The organism is Burkholderia sp. BCC0322 (assembly GCF_902833045.1).
GTDB lineage: Bacteria > Pseudomonadota > Gammaproteobacteria > Burkholderiales > Burkholderiaceae > Burkholderia.
Map to the genome: position 1 here is coordinate 43234 of NZ_CADFDU010000006.1, position 16272 is coordinate 59505.

The 16272-nt window shown below is 65.1% G+C and carries 16 protein-coding genes; 14 read left to right on the forward strand and 2 right to left on the reverse strand.

From position 1 onward, the window contains the following. The first annotated feature begins 8 nt into the window (after positions 1-8). Both aceF and lpdA read left to right on the forward strand, forming a co-directional pair. On the forward strand, positions 9-1652 hold the full coding sequence (gene aceF / locus HWX39_RS18445) for a dihydrolipoyllysine-residue acetyltransferase (protein ID WP_175969430.1): 1644 nt from the start codon (positions 9-11) through the stop codon (positions 1650-1652). Positions 1653-1929: 277 nt separating this feature from the next. Further along, positions 1930-3696: a dihydrolipoyl dehydrogenase gene (gene lpdA / locus HWX39_RS18450; protein ID WP_175969431.1), complete on the forward strand. Its 1767-nt coding sequence runs from the start codon at positions 1930-1932 to the stop codon at positions 3694-3696. A gap of 199 nt (positions 3697-3895) precedes the next feature. Here the strand turns inward: lpdA and HWX39_RS18455 are convergent, their stop codons facing one another. Next, the gene (locus HWX39_RS18455; RefSeq protein WP_039364780.1) at positions 3896-4462 is read right to left on the reverse strand and encodes a phasin family protein; all 567 of its coding nucleotides are present in this window, start codon (positions 4460-4462) and stop codon (positions 3896-3898) included. A gap of 652 nt (positions 4463-5114) precedes the next feature. Between HWX39_RS18455 and pbpG the strand changes: the two genes are divergently transcribed. Further along, a complete protein-coding gene (gene pbpG / locus HWX39_RS18460; RefSeq protein WP_175969432.1) occupies positions 5115-6281 on the forward strand; it encodes a D-alanyl-D-alanine endopeptidase in 1167 nt (388 codons plus the stop codon). A gap of 91 nt (positions 6282-6372) precedes the next feature. On the opposite strand, the gene HWX39_RS18465 is transcribed toward pbpG, so the two are convergent. Then, complete coding sequence (locus tag HWX39_RS18465; protein ID WP_175969433.1) at positions 6373-7182, reverse strand: IclR family transcriptional regulator; 810 nt, start codon at positions 7180-7182, stop codon at positions 6373-6375. A 183-nt stretch (positions 7183-7365) separates the two neighbouring features. Here HWX39_RS18465 and HWX39_RS18470 point away from each other — a divergent pair, with 183 nt between their 5' ends. The 11 genes from HWX39_RS18470 to fdx all read left to right on the forward strand — a co-directional run bounded on the left by HWX39_RS18470 (position 7366) and on the right by fdx (position 16260). Beyond that, a complete protein-coding gene (locus HWX39_RS18470; RefSeq protein WP_175969434.1) occupies positions 7366-8088 on the forward strand; it encodes a (Fe-S)-binding protein in 723 nt (240 codons plus the stop codon). Positions 8089-8123: 35 nt separating this feature from the next. Further along, positions 8124-9536 carry a lactate utilization protein B gene (locus HWX39_RS18475; RefSeq protein ID WP_175969435.1) on the forward strand — a complete coding sequence of 471 codons (1413 nt, stop codon included), beginning with the start codon at positions 8124-8126 and terminating at the stop codon, positions 9534-9536. A 129-nt stretch (positions 9537-9665) separates the two neighbouring features. Further along, a complete protein-coding gene (locus tag HWX39_RS18480) occupies positions 9666-9893 on the forward strand; it encodes a hypothetical protein (protein WP_069248357.1) in 228 nt (75 codons plus the stop codon). A 101-nt stretch (positions 9894-9994) separates the two neighbouring features. Further along, positions 9995-10477 carry a low molecular weight protein-tyrosine-phosphatase gene (locus HWX39_RS18485; protein ID WP_175969436.1) on the forward strand — a complete coding sequence of 161 codons (483 nt, stop codon included), beginning with the start codon at positions 9995-9997 and terminating at the stop codon, positions 10475-10477. A gap of 112 nt (positions 10478-10589) precedes the next feature. Beyond that, positions 10590-11129, forward strand: coding sequence for a Fe-S cluster assembly transcriptional regulator IscR (gene iscR / locus HWX39_RS18490; RefSeq protein ID WP_006401955.1), 540 nt, complete (start codon positions 10590-10592; stop codon positions 11127-11129). 64 nt (positions 11130-11193) lie between these two features. After that, positions 11194-12417, forward strand: coding sequence for an IscS subfamily cysteine desulfurase (locus HWX39_RS18495; protein WP_175969437.1), 1224 nt, complete (start codon positions 11194-11196; stop codon positions 12415-12417). A gap of 68 nt (positions 12418-12485) precedes the next feature. Then, positions 12486-12893 (forward strand): Fe-S cluster assembly scaffold IscU, encoded by a 408-nt coding sequence (iscU, locus tag HWX39_RS18500; RefSeq protein WP_006481982.1) that lies wholly within the window; start codon positions 12486-12488, stop codon positions 12891-12893. 65 nt (positions 12894-12958) lie between these two features. After that, a complete protein-coding gene (gene iscA, locus HWX39_RS18505) occupies positions 12959-13282 on the forward strand; it encodes an iron-sulfur cluster assembly protein IscA (protein ID WP_011885413.1) in 324 nt (107 codons plus the stop codon). Between the two features lie 97 nt (positions 13283-13379). Continuing rightward, the gene (gene hscB, locus HWX39_RS18510; protein ID WP_039364764.1) at positions 13380-13907 is read left to right on the forward strand and encodes a Fe-S protein assembly co-chaperone HscB; all 528 of its coding nucleotides are present in this window, start codon (positions 13380-13382) and stop codon (positions 13905-13907) included. A gap of 54 nt (positions 13908-13961) precedes the next feature. Next, positions 13962-15830, forward strand: coding sequence for a Fe-S protein assembly chaperone HscA (gene hscA / locus HWX39_RS18515; protein ID WP_175969438.1), 1869 nt, complete (start codon positions 13962-13964; stop codon positions 15828-15830). A gap of 88 nt (positions 15831-15918) precedes the next feature. Beyond that, complete coding sequence (fdx, locus tag HWX39_RS18520) at positions 15919-16260, forward strand: ISC system 2Fe-2S type ferredoxin (RefSeq protein ID WP_006478392.1); 342 nt, start codon at positions 15919-15921, stop codon at positions 16258-16260. Positions 16261-16272 lie beyond the last annotated feature (12 nt).

Here is a 16272-nt window from a genome sequence, read left to right on the forward strand (position 1 = left end):
AGAAACAGATGAGTCAAGCGATCGAAGTGAAGGTGCCGGATATCGGCGATTACAAGGATGTGCCGGTGATCGAGATCGGCGTGAAGGTCGGCGATACCGTCGAGCCGGAGCAGTCGCTCGTCACGCTCGAGTCGGACAAGGCGACGATGGACGTGCCGAGCCCGGTAGGCGGCGTCGTGAAGGAAATCAAGGTCAAGGTGGGCGATTCCGTGTCGGAAGGCTCGCTGATCATCCTGCTCGAAGGCGCCGCCGCGGCGCAGGCGAACGGCGCGGCTGCTCCCGCGCCGGCTCCGGCGGCAGCGCCGGCACCGGCTGCTGCTGCACCGGCGGCCGCACCGGCTGCAGCCGGCGGCACGCTCGAAGTGAAGGTCCCTGACATCGGCGACTACAAGGATGTGCCGGTGATCGAGATCGGCGTGAAGGTCGGCGACACGGTCGAGAAGGAGCAGTCGCTCGTCACGCTCGAGTCGGACAAGGCGACGATGGACGTGCCGAGCCCGGCCGCGGGCGTCGTGAAGGACATCAAGGTCAAGGTGGGTGATTCGGTGTCGGAAGGCACGCTGATCGTGCTGCTCGAAGCCGCAGGTGCGGCTGCCGCGCCGCAGGCGAGCGCACCGGCTCCGGCCGCGGCCGCACCGGCGCCGGCGCCGGCACCCGCCGCGGCCCCCGCGAAGGCCGCACCGGCACCGGCTGCTGCTGCGCCGGCTCCGGCCGCCGCGTCGGGCGAATACCGCGCCAGCCACGCATCGCCGTCGGTGCGCAAATTCGCGCGCGAACTCGGCGTCGATGTTGCACGCGTGCAGGGTTCGGGGCCGAAGGGCCGCATTACGAAGGAAGACGTCACGGGCTTCGTGAAGGGCGTGATGACGGGCCAGCGCGCAGCGCCGGCCGCGGCAGCCGCGCCGGCAGGCGGCGGCGAGCTGAACCTGCTGCCGTGGCCGAAGGTCGACTTCTCGAAGTTCGGCCCGTTCGAGGCGAAGCCGCTGTCGCGCATCAAGAAGATCTCGGGCGCGAACCTGCATCGCAACTGGGTAATGATCCCGCACGTCACGAACAACGACGAAGCGGACATCACCGAACTCGAAGCACTGCGCGTGCAGCTGAACAAGGAACACGAGAAGGCGGGCGTGAAGTTCACGATGCTCGCGTTCGTGATCAAGGCGGTTGTCGCTGCGCTGAAGAAATTCCCGACCTTCAACGCGAGCCTCGACGGCGACAACCTGGTGTTCAAGCAGTACTACCACATCGGTTTTGCCGCGGACACGCCGAACGGTCTCGTCGTGCCGGTGATTCGTGATGCGGACAAGAAGGGTCTCGTCGATATCGCGAAGGAAATGGCCGAGCTGTCGAAGGCCGCACGCGACGGCAAGCTGAAGCCGGACCAGATGCAGGGCGGCTGCTTCTCGATCTCGTCGCTCGGCGGGATCGGCGGCACGAACTTCACGCCGATCATCAACGCGCCGGAAGTGGCGATTCTCGGGTTGTCGCGCGGCCAGATGAAGCCGGTGTGGGACGGCAAGCAGTTCGTGCCGCGTCTGACGCTGCCGCTGTCGCTGTCGTATGACCATCGCGTGATCGATGGCGCGGAAGCCGCGCGGTTCAATGCGTATCTCGGCGCGTTGCTCGCGGATTTCCGTCGCATCATTCTTTGATGAGCGGGGAGTTTGCTCGCGGGGGCGTGGGTTTGTTGTCTGTTATCCACGCTTTGTCGTTGAACTGGCTTTCTTGACGGTCTGCTAGCGTCGCCCCTGCGCGGGGCGGCGGTCACTTTTCTTTGTCTTCCAAAGAAAAGTAACCAAAAGAAAGGCGCGTCCTTGGGCGGACGGCAAAGGTGGTCCTGTCCAGCGTCGCGGTCTTTCTTTTGCCGGGCCGTAGTTCTTCCGCGGGTTTCTCCCCCTCTGTCTGCAGCTAATCAAGAAGGGGACAGTAATGAGTCTCATCGAAGTCAAGGTTCCGGATATCGGCGATTTCAGCGGCGTCGATGTCATCGAAGTCAACGTGAAGCCGGGCGACGTGATCGAAAAAGAGCAGACGCTCATCACGCTCGAATCGGACAAAGCCTCCATGGAAGTGCCCAGCGACGTCGCCGGCACCGTCAAGGAAATCAAGGTCAAGGCCGGCGAGAAAGTCTCGCAAGGCACCGTCATCGCCATCGTCGAAGCAACGGCTGGCGCCGCCGCGCCCGCGAAAGCACCCGAGGCAGCCAAGCCTGCAGCCGCTGCGCCGGCACCGGCTGCAGCCGCTCCGGCACCCGCGCCGCAAGCCGGCAGCTACGCAGGTGCCGCCGACATCGAATGCGACATGCTCGTGCTCGGTGCCGGCCCCGGTGGCTACTCGGCCGCGTTCCGTGCAGCCGATCTCGGCATGAAGACGGTGCTCGTCGAGCGCTACTCGACGCTCGGCGGCGTGTGCCTGAATGTGGGCTGCATCCCGTCGAAGGCGCTGCTGCATACGTCGCTCGTCGTCGAGGAAGCCGCGGCGCTCGCGTCGCACGGCATCACGTTCGGCAAGCCGGAAGTCGATCTCGACAAGCTGCGGGACTTCAAGGGCGGCGTCGTCAAGAAGCTGACGACGGGCCTCGCCGGCATGGCGAAGGCACGCAAGGTCGAAGTGGTCACGGGCGTCGGCGCATTCGTCGATCCGTATCACATGGAAGTGCAGGGCGAAAACGGCAAGAAGGTCGTGAAGTTCAAGCAGGCGATCATCGCCGCGGGCTCGCAGGCCGTGAAGCTGCCGTTCATGCCGGAAGACCCGCGCGTCGTCGATTCGACCGGCGCACTCGAACTGCGCCAGCTGCCGAAACGCATGCTCGTGATCGGCGGCGGCATCATCGGCCTCGAAATGGCAACGGTGTACTCGACGCTCGGCGCCGAGATCGACGTCGTCGAAATGATGGACGGCCTGATGATGGGCGCCGACCGCGATCTCGTGAAGGTCTGGGAAAAGTACAACGCGAAGCGCTTCGGCAACGTGATGCTGAAGACCAAGACGGTCGGCGCGGAAGCGAAGGAAGACGGCATCTACGTGACGTTCGAGGGCGAGAAGGCGCCGGAGCAAGCGCAGCGCTACGACCTCGTGCTCGTCGCGGTGGGCCGCAGCCCGAACGGCAAGAAGATCGGCGCCGACAAGGCAGGCGTCGCGGTCACGGATCGCGGCTTCATCGACGTCGACAAGCAGATGCGCACGAACGTCCCGCACATCTTCGCGATCGGCGATATCGTCGGCCAGCCGATGCTCGCGCACAAGGCCGTGCATGAAGGCCACGTCGCAGCGGAAGCCGCGCACGGCGAGAAGGCGTACTTCGACGCACTGCAGATCCCGTCGGTGGCGTACACCGATCCGGAAGTGGCCTGGGCCGGCAAGACGGAAGACCAGTGCAAGGCCGAAGGCATCAAGTACGGCAAGGCCGTGTTCCCGTGGGCCGCATCGGGCCGCGCGATCGCGAACGGCCGTGACGAAGGCTTCACGAAGCTGATCTTCGACGAGGAAACCCATCGCGTGATCGGCGGCGCGATCGTCGGCCTGAACGCGGGCGACCTGATCAGCGAAGTGTGCCTCGCCGTCGAGATGGGCGCGGACGCGGAAGACATCGGCAAGACGATCCATCCGCACCCGACGCTCGGCGAATCGGTCGGCATGGCCGCCGAGCTGTACGAAGGCGTCTGTACGGACCTGCCGCCGCAACGCAAGAAGTAACGCGGCCGGCTTGGCCGGCAATCTACCGGCCATGAAAAAACGCCGCCTCCCGGGCAATCCGGGCGGCGGCGTTTTCTTTTGCATGCGGCCGATGAAACGACCGTTCGGGAACGGTCCGCAACGTGCCGGTTCCAGTGTGTTCCGGCACCAGAAACGAAAAAGCCGCGCTGGGCGCGGCTCTTTCAGGAGCAGGGGACGCTTACGCGGCCGGCTTGCTGGTACGACGTGCCGCAGCGGCGGTAGCAGCCTTCGTTGCGACGGCAGCAGCAGCGTTGAAGTTCGTTTCAGCGATTTCGACGGCTTGCTTCGTTGCCTTCTGAACCGTTTCGTACGTGGTGTTCGCAGCGTTCAGTGCCGACTTCAGTGCAGCGACAGCCGTTTCCGAACCAGCCGGGGCGTTCTTAGCGACGTTGTCGACGAGCGCCTGGACCTTCTTGTTCTGCTCCTCGAATTGCGCTTCGGCAACCTTCGCGAACTCGGCTTGCGTCGACGATGCGATTTCATACAGGTGACGGCCGTACGACAGCACCTTTTCCGCGACCGGTTGCGACAGGCTGGCTTGCAGCGCGATCAGTTCCTGTGCGTCCTTCACCGACAGCAGACGCTGTGCGTTTTCCTGGCCTTCGGCCAGCGTCGACTTCACGACCTGCAGGTTGAGTTCGATCAGCTTTTCGACGCCTTCGAACGCCTTGGTCGTCAGACCGAACAGGCTTTCGAGGTTGGCTTTCTGGGCGGCGGCGATTTGCTCGGGGGTCAGCAAGGACATGTCAAGCTCCTGAAAAGCGATCGCGTCGATCGCAGGATAAAGGGCACTACGCTGGGGAACCTCGGATGCGCGTGCTTTGTGCAACGCAGCAATGAGGCTTATTTTAGGGCAGAGAAAACCATTGTCAAGTATTTTTTGTGCGTTGCACAATCGTGACAAATTATCGATAAAACAACAAGTTATCGTGTCCGCTCGGAATCGGTTTCAGGCGTGATCCCAGATGGTGCGCACGACGGCGGGGCAGGGGCGGCGCACCATGATCACGCACAGGTAAACCTGACAGGCCCGTGGAACGTTATCCTTCTGTTCCTGTCGAAAACGCGCCGTTTCGATGCGCGTACCGTGGCGAAGTGCCGTCGCCGCGGCCGAGACCGGCGCCCCAGGCACCCCGAGCGCCGGATACGTAGTTTCCCCGCTTTAAATCGCCTCCGAAGTGACGTTATCTCAATTAACCGTGTGTAATCGGGAGACGGGTACTGTCGGGCAGCGCATCCCATGAATTTTTTCGATGGGAGCGGGAGGGTTCATTGGTCAGAGGTTGGCCGCCCCTTACATTCCGGTTTAACGACGATCGGTAAGTGCCTAATATTGCTCTTTTTTTCAGCTTTAACTACACTTGCGGAAACCTCCCGCCCGCTTTGTCCAGACCCCAATGAAAGCCGAATCGTTTTCACCGCGCAGATTGTTGCAGAGCATGACGCTCGGCACGGCTGTGTCGGTCGCAGTCGCCTTGCTGGCGACCACCGCGTCCGTCGCGCCTGCTGACGCCTTTGCCGCCACTGCGAAAACCCAGCAAGCTGCCAAGAAAAAGGCCGTCGCTCCTGCTTCGTCCGCGAAGAAGAAGTCGGCCAAGGCCAGCTCCGACAAATCCGCGAAGGTTGCGGCCGCCGACGCGCCGCGCGCGAAGGCGTCGCGCAAGCGCGTGACGCTCGCGTCGAACGTGCATGGCGGCCATCACGGCGCAGTCCGCAAGGTCGCGTTCCAGCCGCGCCGGCCGACCGTCGGCCAGGCCTTCGGCCTGCACGACACGCCGGACGCGCTCGCGCTGCGTTCGAGCGTTGCATACGTCGTCGACCAGAACTCGGGCGAGCCGCTGTTCGACAAGAATTCGCACGCCGTCGTGCCGATCGCGTCGATCTCGAAGCTGATGACGGCGATGGTCGTGCTCGACTCGAAGTCGCCCATGACGGACCAGCTCGAAGTCACCGATGAAGACCGCGACTACGAGAAGGGCACGGGCTCGCGCCTGTCGGTCGGCTCGGTGCTGTCGCGCGAAGACATGCTGCACATCGCGCTGATGGCGTCGGAAAACCGTGCGGCCGCCGCGCTGTCGCGCTACTACCCGGGTGGCCGTCCGGCGTTCATCGCCGCGATGAACGCGAAGGCGAAGTCGCTCGGCATGACCGATACGCACTTCGAGAATTCGACGGGCCTGTCGAGCTCGAACGTGTCGAGCGCGCGCGACCTCGTGAAGATGGTCAATGCGGCGTACCAGTACCCGATGATCCGCCAGTTCTCGACCGATCGCACCTACGAGGTCTACACGGGCAAGCGCAACCTGGTCTACAACAGCACGAACGCGCTGATCCGCGGCAACGGCTCGTGGGACATCGGTCTGCAGAAGACGGGCTTCATCAACGAAGCCGGCGAATGTCTCGTGATGCAGGCAACGATTCACGGCAAGCCGATGGTGATGGTGCTGCTCGATTCGTTCGGCAAGTATTCGCGCTTCGCCGATGCGGCGCGTCTGCGCAACTGGCTCGATGCCGGCGGCGGCGAGCGCCTGACGGCGGCCAACACGCCGAACGGCGGGACCTGATCGCACGATGGGCGGCGGTTCGCCGCCTCGCCTGCGGCCGAAAAAAAGCCCCGCATTCGCGGGGCTTTTTCGTCGGGTGCGCGGAAGCGGTTTACGCCTGCCGCTGCAGCCCGTCCGTCTCCTTCGCGGGCGCCGGCCGGTAGCCGAGCGATTCCGAAATGGTGAGGGCCGTGCGGCTCAACTGGCCGAGCCACGCATCCTGCAGACGATCGGCCGGCGCCGACAGCGACAGGCCCGCGACGAGCTTGCCCGAATCGTCGTAGATGCCGGCCGCGATACAGCGCACGCCGAGCTCCAGCTCTTCGTTGTCGCGTGCGCACGATTGCTGGCGGACGATCGTCAACTCGCGCTCGAGCTTCGCGATGTCGGTGATGCTGTTCTGCGTATGGCCGGATAGCCCCGTGCGCGTCGCATAGGCGCGCACGCGCGACGTCTCGTCGGCCGCGAGGAACAGCTTGCCGACCGACGTGAGGTGCAGCGGCGCACGGCCGCCGATCGCGCGGACGACCTGCATCCCCGAGCGCTCCGAATATGCCCGCTCGATGTAGACGATTTCATCGCCCTGGCGCACCGACAGGTTGACGGTCTGCCCGGTGAGACGGTGCAGCTCGCGCATCGGCATCAGCGCCGCGTCGCGTACCGACAGGCGCGCCTTCACGAGGTTGCCGAGCTCCAGCAGCCGCATGCCGAGGCGGTACGTGCCGGGATCGGAGCGATCGACGAGACGGCAGGTCACCATGTCGTTGAGGATGCGGTGCGCGGTCGACGGGTGCAGCTCCGTGCGCTGCGCAAGCTCCTTCAGGCTGACAGGGTCACTGTGCGCGGCGAGCGCGTCCAGCAACCGCATCATGCGTTCGATCACCTGGATCGACGTTTTTGAATCCGGGGTGGGTTGGCTCATGTCGGGGGAGAAATCGGTTGACGCGTCAAGCGGAGTTGCGCCGATTGTATCTCGTATTGTGAAAAAAGCGAACGCCGTTCGAGGAAGTCCTCGTTTCGTGCAGTGCGGGCTTGCGCGCAAGCCCGCGTTGGTCTTGCCGGCCAAACGGCGGATAATGAGAGCCGTTTTCTCGAAGGAGCACGTATGCGAGTCGGTTTGTTCGTGACCTGCCTGGTCGATCTGATGCGCCCCGAAATCGGTTTTTCGGCGCTCAAGCTGATTCGCGACGCCGGCTACGAGGTGATCGTGCCGCCCGCGCAGACTTGCTGCGGCCAGCCGGCCTACAACTCGGGCGACCGCGCGCTCGCACGCGATCTCGCGGAAAAGACGCTGCGCGAGTTCGAGCAGTTCGATTACGTCGTCGCGCCGTCGGGTTCGTGCGGCGGGATGATCCGCGCGCACTACGGCGACCTGTTCCGCGACGACCCCGAATTGATGGGGCGCTACCTGCGGTTCCAGCAGAAGGTCTTCGAACTGACCGATTTCCTGGCGAACGTCGCGAAGGTGTCGCTCGCGCCGGGTGAATTCACGGGGCCCGTCACCTACCACGATTCGTGCTCGGGCCTGCGCGAGCTCGGCGTGAAAGCGCAGCCGCGCGCGCTGCTCGCGCAGCGCGGCATCGCGGTTACCGAGATGAAGGACTGCGAGCACTGTTGCGGCTTCGGCGGCACGTTCGCGATCAAGTACGGCGACATTTCGGCGGCCATCGCGGACGAGAAATGCGCGAACGTGCGCGCGTCCGGTACGGGCGCCGTCGTGCTCGGCGATCTCGGTTGCATGCTGAACATCGAAGGGCGGTTGCGCCGCACCGGCGACCGCGACACGCGCGTGCTGCACGTCGCGCAGGTGCTGGCGGGCGACGTCTGACGCCCGGTTCCGCTCACTTTTCCCCCGATACCGCGATGCAAGTCCAATCGATGCATTTCAAGGCGCGCGCCGGCCAGAAACTGGCCGACCAGCGCCTGCAGCAGAACCTGAAGAAGCTGTCGACGAAATTCGTGTCCGCGCGCGCCGACGCGATGACCGCGATCGACTTCCCGGCCACGCGCGCCGCACTGAAGGCCCGCCGCGACCGCGCGCTGGAGAACCTCGACGTGTGGCTCGAGGCGTTCGAGCGCGAGGCGACGCGGCGCGGCACGACGGTGCTGTTCGCCGAAACGACCGCGGATGCCGCGCGGCTCGTGGCCGACATCGCGCGCCGTCACGACGTGAAGAAGGTCATCAAGACCAAGTCGATGGTGTCCGAGGAAATGCGCCTGAACGCGGTGCTCGCGGAGATGGGCGTGCAGTCGATCGAGACGGATCTCGGCGAATACATCCTGCAGATCAACGACAACGAGCCGCCGAGCCACATCATTGCGCCCGTCGTGCACAAGGACAAGGACGAGATTGCCGACCTGTTCGCGCGCACGCACCATCGCGAGCGGCTCACCGAAATCCCGGACATGACGCGCGAGGCGCGCGAGGTGCTGCGCCCGCATTTCATGTCGGCCGACATGGGCGTGACGGGCGGCAACTTCGTGATCGCCGAGACGGGCTCGGTCGCGATCGTGACGAACGAAGGGAACGAGGGGATGTGCACGGTGATGCCGCGCGTGCATGTGGCGGTGACGGGCATCGAGAAGGTGCTGCCGACGCTCGAGGATCTCGCGACCGCGATGCGCCTGCTGCCACGCTCCGCGACGGGGCAAAAGACGTCGAACTACTTCTCGCTGCTGACCGGGCCGCGCGGGCCGGACGACGAGGACGGTCCCGAGCACAACTACGTGGTGCTCGTCGACGGCGGCCGCACCGGGCTGATCGGCGGCGAATTCCAGGAGATGCTGCGCTGCATCCGCTGCGGCGCATGCATGAACCATTGTCCGGTTTACCAGAAGGTTGGCGGCCATGCGTACGGCTGGGTCTACCCGGGGCCGATGGGGTCCGTGCTGACGCCGAGCTACGTCGGGCTCGACCGCTCGCTCGACCTGCCGCAGGCGGCCACCCTGTGCGGGGAATGCGACAGCGTGTGCCCGGCCGGGATTCCGCTGTCGCACCTGTTGCGCACGCTGCGTGAGAAGCAGGTCGAGCGGCACCTGCGGCCGTGGCGCGAGCGCGCGGCGCTCGCCGCCTGGGGCTTCGTCGCGCGGCGGCCGATGCTGTACGCGCTGACGACCAAGCTCGCGGTACGCCTCCTCGAGCGGCTGGGCGGCAACGGCGGCATGCTGCGGCGCCTGCCGCTGATGGGCGGCTGGATGGACACGCGCGACATGCCGACACCGACCGGGCGCACGTTCCGCGAACTGTACGCGGCGTCGCAAAGCCACCTCGGCTGACGACTGTTCATCCGGCGACAACAGTGCGTTCGCTATTTGCATATTTATCTCGATAGATGCGGCCTATAGAATCCTGTCTGTAGTCCCCGGAATTGGGTTTCGGGGTACGGGGTCAAGGAGGTCCGCATCATGAAAAAGACAATATCGATGTACTGGCCGCTGGCAATCGTCGTTCCGCTGGCCGCGGCTGCCTATCTGCATGCGATGGCCGAGGCGCCGTCGCGCGGTCCGCTCGCGGTTCACCAGGCTTCCGCTGAGCTGGCGCGCGCGGTGTCGTTCGGGCTGGTCGGCGACGCGGCGACGCCGCTGCCGGCGGCATCCGGCGACGTCGTGCTCGCCGCGCCGAAGGCGCTGTAACGCATGGCGCCGTCGCTTTGCGCGGCGGCGCGATTTCGGCCGCCTTTGTATAATGGCGTGTTGTTCTCCCACGCGGCTTGCCGCGGCTTTGCGATAGTGCGATGACCCGCGTTTCGATCTGTTTCGTCTGTCTCGGCAACATCTGCCGTTCGCCCACCGCGGAAGGCGTGATGCGTCACCAGGTCGACGCGGCCGCGCTGGCGGACCGGATCGCGATCGATTCGGCTGGGACGGGCGACTGGCATGTCGGCGAGTCACCCGATACGCGTGCGCAGGCGGCCGCACGTGGCCGCGGCTACGACCTGTCGACGCTGCGCGCACGACAGGTGAGCGCGGCGGATTTCGAGCGCTTCGACCTGCTGCTCGCGATGGACGAGGCGAATCTCGCGGAGTTGCGCCGCCGCTGTCCGCCGCAGTATCAAGACAAAGTGCGCCTGCTGATGGAATTCGCGCCGGATTCGACCGAAACCGAAGTGGCCGATCCCTATTTCGGCGGCGCGCAGGGCTTCGAGCAGGTGCTCGATCAGGTCGAGCGCGCGTGCGCGGGCCTGCTGGAGACGCTCCGGGCCCGCATGGAGCGCTGATCGCGGTATTCAGCGATCTGCGAATACCCTTTCAAAGATATGGATACTTGACTAAAAACGTCAAATATTTATACTTGACCAAAATCGTCAAGATTGCAGTCCCCTAGACACCATGAGACTCACCACCAAAGGCCGTTTCGCCGTCACGGCGATGATTGACTTGGCACTGCGCCAGGAGCAGGGCCCGGTGACGCTTGCAGGCATCAGCCAGCGCCAGCGGATTTCGCTCTCGTATCTCGAACAGCTGTTCGGCAAGCTGCGCAGGCATGAAATCGTCGAATCCGTGCGCGGCCCGGGCGGCGGCTACAACCTCGCGCGTCGCGCGCAGGACGTCACCGTCGCCGACATCATCATCGCGGTCGATGAACCGCTCGACGCCACGCAGTGCGGCGGCAAAGGCACTTGCGACGGCTCGAAGCAGCCCGACGGCCATTGCATGACGCACGAGCTGTGGTCGACGCTGAACCAGAAGATGGTCGAATACCTCGATTCGGTGTCGCTGCAGGATCTCGTCGATCAGCAGCGCGCTCGCGAGGGCGCCCCAGCGGTGCTGCGCGACCGGCGCGCGCCGGAGCCCGTCGCCGCGCCGGCCGAACCGGTGCGCACGATGCCGCTCGGCCCCAATTCGGTGTTCAACATCGCGAGTTCGTGAGCGCGAAGGCGCCGCGATACCCCATAACGCACATAGTCCCTGCACAGAATTCCCGGAGCGACAGATGACCCAAGACACTCTCCACCTGCCCATCTACATGGATTACAGCGCGACGACGCCGGTCGACCCGCGCGTGGTCGACAAGATGGTGCCGTACCTGCGCGAGCAGTTCGGCAACCCGGCGTCGCGCAGCCACGCGTATGGCTGGGACGCGGAGCGTGCGGTCGAGGAAGCGCGCGAGAACGTAGCCGCGCTCGTGAACGCGGATCCGCGCGAGATCATCTGGACGTCCGGTGCAACGGAGTCGGACAACCTCGCGATCAAGGGTGCCGCGAACTTCTACAAGGGCAAGGGCAAGCACATCGTCACGGTGAAGACCGAGCACAAGGCCGTACTCGACACGTGCCGCGAGCTCGAGCGTGACGGTTTCGAAGTCACTTACCTCGACGTGAAGGATGACGGCCTGATCGACCTCGACGTGTTCAAGGCCGCACTGCGCCCGGACACGATCCTCGTGTCGGTGATGCACGTGAACAACGAGATCGGCGTGATCCAGGACATCGAGACGATCGGTGAAATCTGCCGCGAGAAGGGCATCGTGTTCCACGTCGACGCCGCCCAGTCGACCGGCAAGGTCGAGATCGACCTCGCGAAGCTGAAGGTCGACCTGATGTCGTTCTCGGCGCACAAGACCTACGGCCCGAAGGGTATCGGCGCGCTGTACGTGCGCCGCAAGCCGCGCGTGCGCATCGAAGCGCAGATGCACGGCGGCGGCCACGAGCGCGGCATGCGTTCGGGCACGCTGGCGACGCACCAGATCGTCGGCATGGGCGAAGCGTTCCGTATCGCCCGCGAAGAAATGGCGACGGAAAACGAGCGCGTCCGCATGCTGCGCGACAAGCTGCTGCGCGGCCTGTCGCAGATCGAGGAAACGTACGTGAACGGCGACATGGAGCGTCGTGTCCCGCACAACCTCAACATCAGTTTCAACTTCGTCGAAGGCGAGTCGCTGATCATGGCGATCAAGGACGTCGCGGTGTCGTCGGGCTCCGCATGCACGTCGGCGTCGCTGGAGCCGTCGTACGTGCTGCGTGCGCTCGGCCGCAACGACGAGCTGGCACACAGCTCGATCCGCTTCACGGTCGGCCGCTTCACGACGGAGCAGGAAGTCGACTTCGTGATCAACCTGCTGAACAGCAAGATCGCGAAGCTGCGCGAACTCTCGCCGCTCTGGGAAATGCACCAGGAAGGCATCGATCTGTCGACGATCGAATGGGCCGCACACTGAGCGCCGGATTGAACATACCCGCGGGCGGATTCGCGCACGCAGACGTAACGAGTCAAGGAGTCTGAGTCATGTCTTACAGCAACAAGGTTCTGGATCACTACGAAAACCCGCGCAACGTCGGTTCGTTCGCGAAGGACGACGACACGGTCGGCACGGGCATGGTCGGCGCGCCGGCCTGCGGCGACGTGATGAAGCTGCAGATCCGCGTCGGCGCGGACGGCGTGATCGAAGACGCGAAGTTCAAGACCTACGGTTGCGGGTCGGCGATCGCGTCGAGCTCGCTCGTCACCGAGTGGGTGAAGGGCAAGACGCTCGACGAAGCACTGTCGATCAAGAACACGCAAATCGCCGAAGAACTCGCGCTGCCGCCGGTGAAGATTCACTGCTCGATCCTCGCGGAAGACGCGATCAAGGCAGCCGTGGCGGACTACAAGAAGCGTCACGACACCAAGGAAGGCGACCAGGCAGCGGCCTGAGCGGCATCGAGCACGCGAGTGAAGGAACGCGGCGGGTCCCTGTGGCGCGCCGCGGCAAGGACATCATGGCAATTACACTGACCGAAAAAGCAGCACAGCACGTCCAGAAATACCTCGTCCGTCGCGGCAAGGGTGTGGGCCTGCGGCTTGGCGTTCGCACGACCGGGTGCTCGGGGCTCGCGTACAAGCTCGAGTATGTCGACGAACTGGCTCCCGAGGATCAGGTGTTCGAAAGCCATGGCGTGAAGGTCGTCGTCGATCCGAAGAGCCTGGCCTACATCGACGGCACCGAGCTCGACTTCGCACGTGAAGGCCTGAACGAGGGATTCAAGTTCAATAACCCGAACGTGAAGGACGAGTGCGGCTGCGGCGAATCGTTCCGCGTGTGACGACGCGGATCTCCGCGCGATGCGGGCAAGAGGCGGCACGGGCCGCCTTTTTAATGTGCGGCGTTTGCCGTGCGACGAACCGGAATTGAACGCGACGATGGTCTCGCTGAAAGACAGCCACTTCGACCTGTTTCACCTGCCGGCGCAATTCGCGCTCGACGAGACGGCGCTCGACGCCGCCTATCGGACGGTGCAGACGCAGGTGCACCCGGACCGCTTCGCGGCGGCCGGTGATGCGCAGAAGCGCATCGCGATGCAATGGGCAACCCGCGCGAACGAGGCGTATCGCACGCTGCGCGATCCGCTGAAGCGCGCGTCGTATCTGCTGTCGCTGCGCGGCGTCGACATCGGCGCGGAAAACAATACCGCGATGGAGCCTGCGTTCCTGATGCAGCAGATGGAGTGGCGCGAGGGCATCGAGGATGCCGCGGCCGCCCGCAACGTCGACGCGCTCGACGCGCTGCTCGCCGAGTTGCGCGAAGAGCGGCGCATGCGTGTGGAGCGCCTCGGCACGCTGCTCGACAGCGGCGCCGATCAGGCGGCCGCCGAGGCCGTGCGCCAGCTGATGTTCATCGAACGGGTCGCGTCGGAAGTGGGCGCGCAGATCGAGCGCCTCGAAACTTAACCGCGTGCCTTGCGGCACGCGCAGCAAACGGGCCGAGCGCCCGAACGAACCAAGATGGCTTTACTGCAAATTTCCGAACCGGGCATGGCGCCGGCGCCGCATCAGCGGCGACTCGCCGTCGGGATCGATCTCGGCACGACGAACTCGCTCGTCGCGGCGGTGCGCAACAGCGTGCCCGAAGTCCTGCCGGACGAAGCGGGCCGCGTGCTGCTGCCGTCGGTGGTCCGCTATCTCGAGAAGGGCGGCCGACGCATCGGCCATGAAGCGAAAGAGCAGGCCGCGACCGATCCGCGCAACACGATCGTATCGGTCAAGCGCTTCATGGGCCGCGGCAAGGCCGAGGTCGAAGGCGCGGCGAACGCGCCGTACGAATTCGTCGATGCGCCGGGCATGGTGCAGATCCGCACCATCGACGGCGTGAAGAGCCCGGTCGAAGTGTCGGCCGAGATTCTCGCGACACTGCGCCATCGCGCGGAAGATTCGCTTGGCGACGACCTAGTCGGCGCGGTGATCACGGTGCCCGCGTATTTCGATGAAGCGCAACGCCAGGCGACCAAGGATGCCGCGCGCCTCGCGGGCCTCAACGTGCTGCGCCTGCTGAACGAACCGACCGCCGCGGCGATCGCCTACGGTCTCGACAACGGGGCCGAAGGCCTCTACGCGGTTTATGACCTCGGCGGCGGCACGTTCGACCTGTCGATCCTGAAGCTGACGAAGGGCGTGTTCGAAGTGCTGGCCGCAGGCGGCGATTCCGCGCTCGGCGGCGACGATTTCGACCATGTGCTGTTCGATCACGTGCTCGCGCAGGCCGGCATCGATGCGAGGACGCTCGCGCCCGAGGACGTGCGCCTGCTGCTCGATCGTGTGCGCGTGCTGAAGGAAGCGCTGTCGTCCGCCCCGCAGGCGTCGCTCGACGTCACGCTGTCGGGGGGCGCGCATCTCGTGCAGACGATCTCCCACGATACGTTCGCGTCGCTCGTCGAGCCGCTCGTGCAGCGCACGCTCACGCCGACCCGCAAGGCGCTGCGCGATGCGCAGGTGACGCCGGCCGACATCAAGGGTGTCGTGCTCGTCGGCGGCGCGACGCGCATGCCCGTGATCCGCGATGCGGTCGCGAAATATTTCGGCCAGCCGCCGCTCGTGAACCTCGATCCGGACCAGGTCGTCGCGCTCGGCGCGGCGATCCAGGCCGACCTGCTCGCGGGCAATCGCGGCACGGGCGACGACTGGCTGCTGCTCGACGTGATTCCGCTGTCGCTCGGTGTCGAGACGATGGGCGGCCTCGTCGAGAAGATCATTCCGCGCAACTCGACGATTCCGATCGCACGCGCGCAGGAATTCACGACCTTCAAGGATGGCCAGACCGCGATGGCGATCCACGTGGTGCAGGGCGAGCGCGAACTCGTCGCCGACTGCCGATCGCTCGCGCGCTTCGAACTGCGCGGCATTCCGCCGATGACGGCCGGCGCCGCACGCATTCGCGTGACCTACCAGGTCGACGCGGATGGCCTGCTGTCGGTGTTCGCCCGCGAGCAGTTGGCGGGCGTCGAGGCATCGGTCGTCGTGAAGCCGTCGTACGGTCTTGCCGACGACGACATCGCGAAGATGCTCGAGGACAGCTTCAAGACCGCCGAAATCGACATGCGCGCGCGCGCGCTGCGCGAAGCGCAGGTCGACGCCGAACGGATGCTCGAGGCGACGCAGGCTGCGCTGGCGGCCGACGGCGAACTGCTCGACGCGGACGAGCGCACGCAAGTCGACACGTTGGCTGCGGCGCTGCGTGCGGTCGCGCAAGGCGACGATACGAACGCGATCGAAGCGGCGACCAAGGCGTTGGCCGACGGCACCGACGAATTCGCGGCGCGCCGGATGGACAAGAGCATCAAGCGCGCGCTGTCGGGCCGCCGGCTCGACGAGATCTGAACTCACGAACTGCGCATCGGCCGGCGACGGCCCGCGCGATAATGAACCGTGCGGCGCCTGGCGCCGCACCCTGACTGACGGAACGGACATGCCTCAACTGGTGGTGCTGCCTCACGTCGAACTGTGCCCGGATGGCGCAGTGATCGACGCGACGCCCGGCAAGAGTATCTGCGACAACCTGCTCGACCACGGAATCGAGATCGAGCATGCATGCGAGAAGTCGTGCGCATGCACGACGTGCCACGTGGTGATCCGCGAAGGCTTCAACGATCTGACGCCGTCCGAGGAGGACGAGGACGATCTGCTGGACAAGGCGTGGGGCCTCGAGCCGACGTCGCGCCTGTCGTGCCAGGCGATCGTGAAGGAAGATTCGGACCTGGTGGTCGAGATTCCGAAGTACTCGATCAACCACGCGAAGGAAAACCACTGACAGGAACCGGAG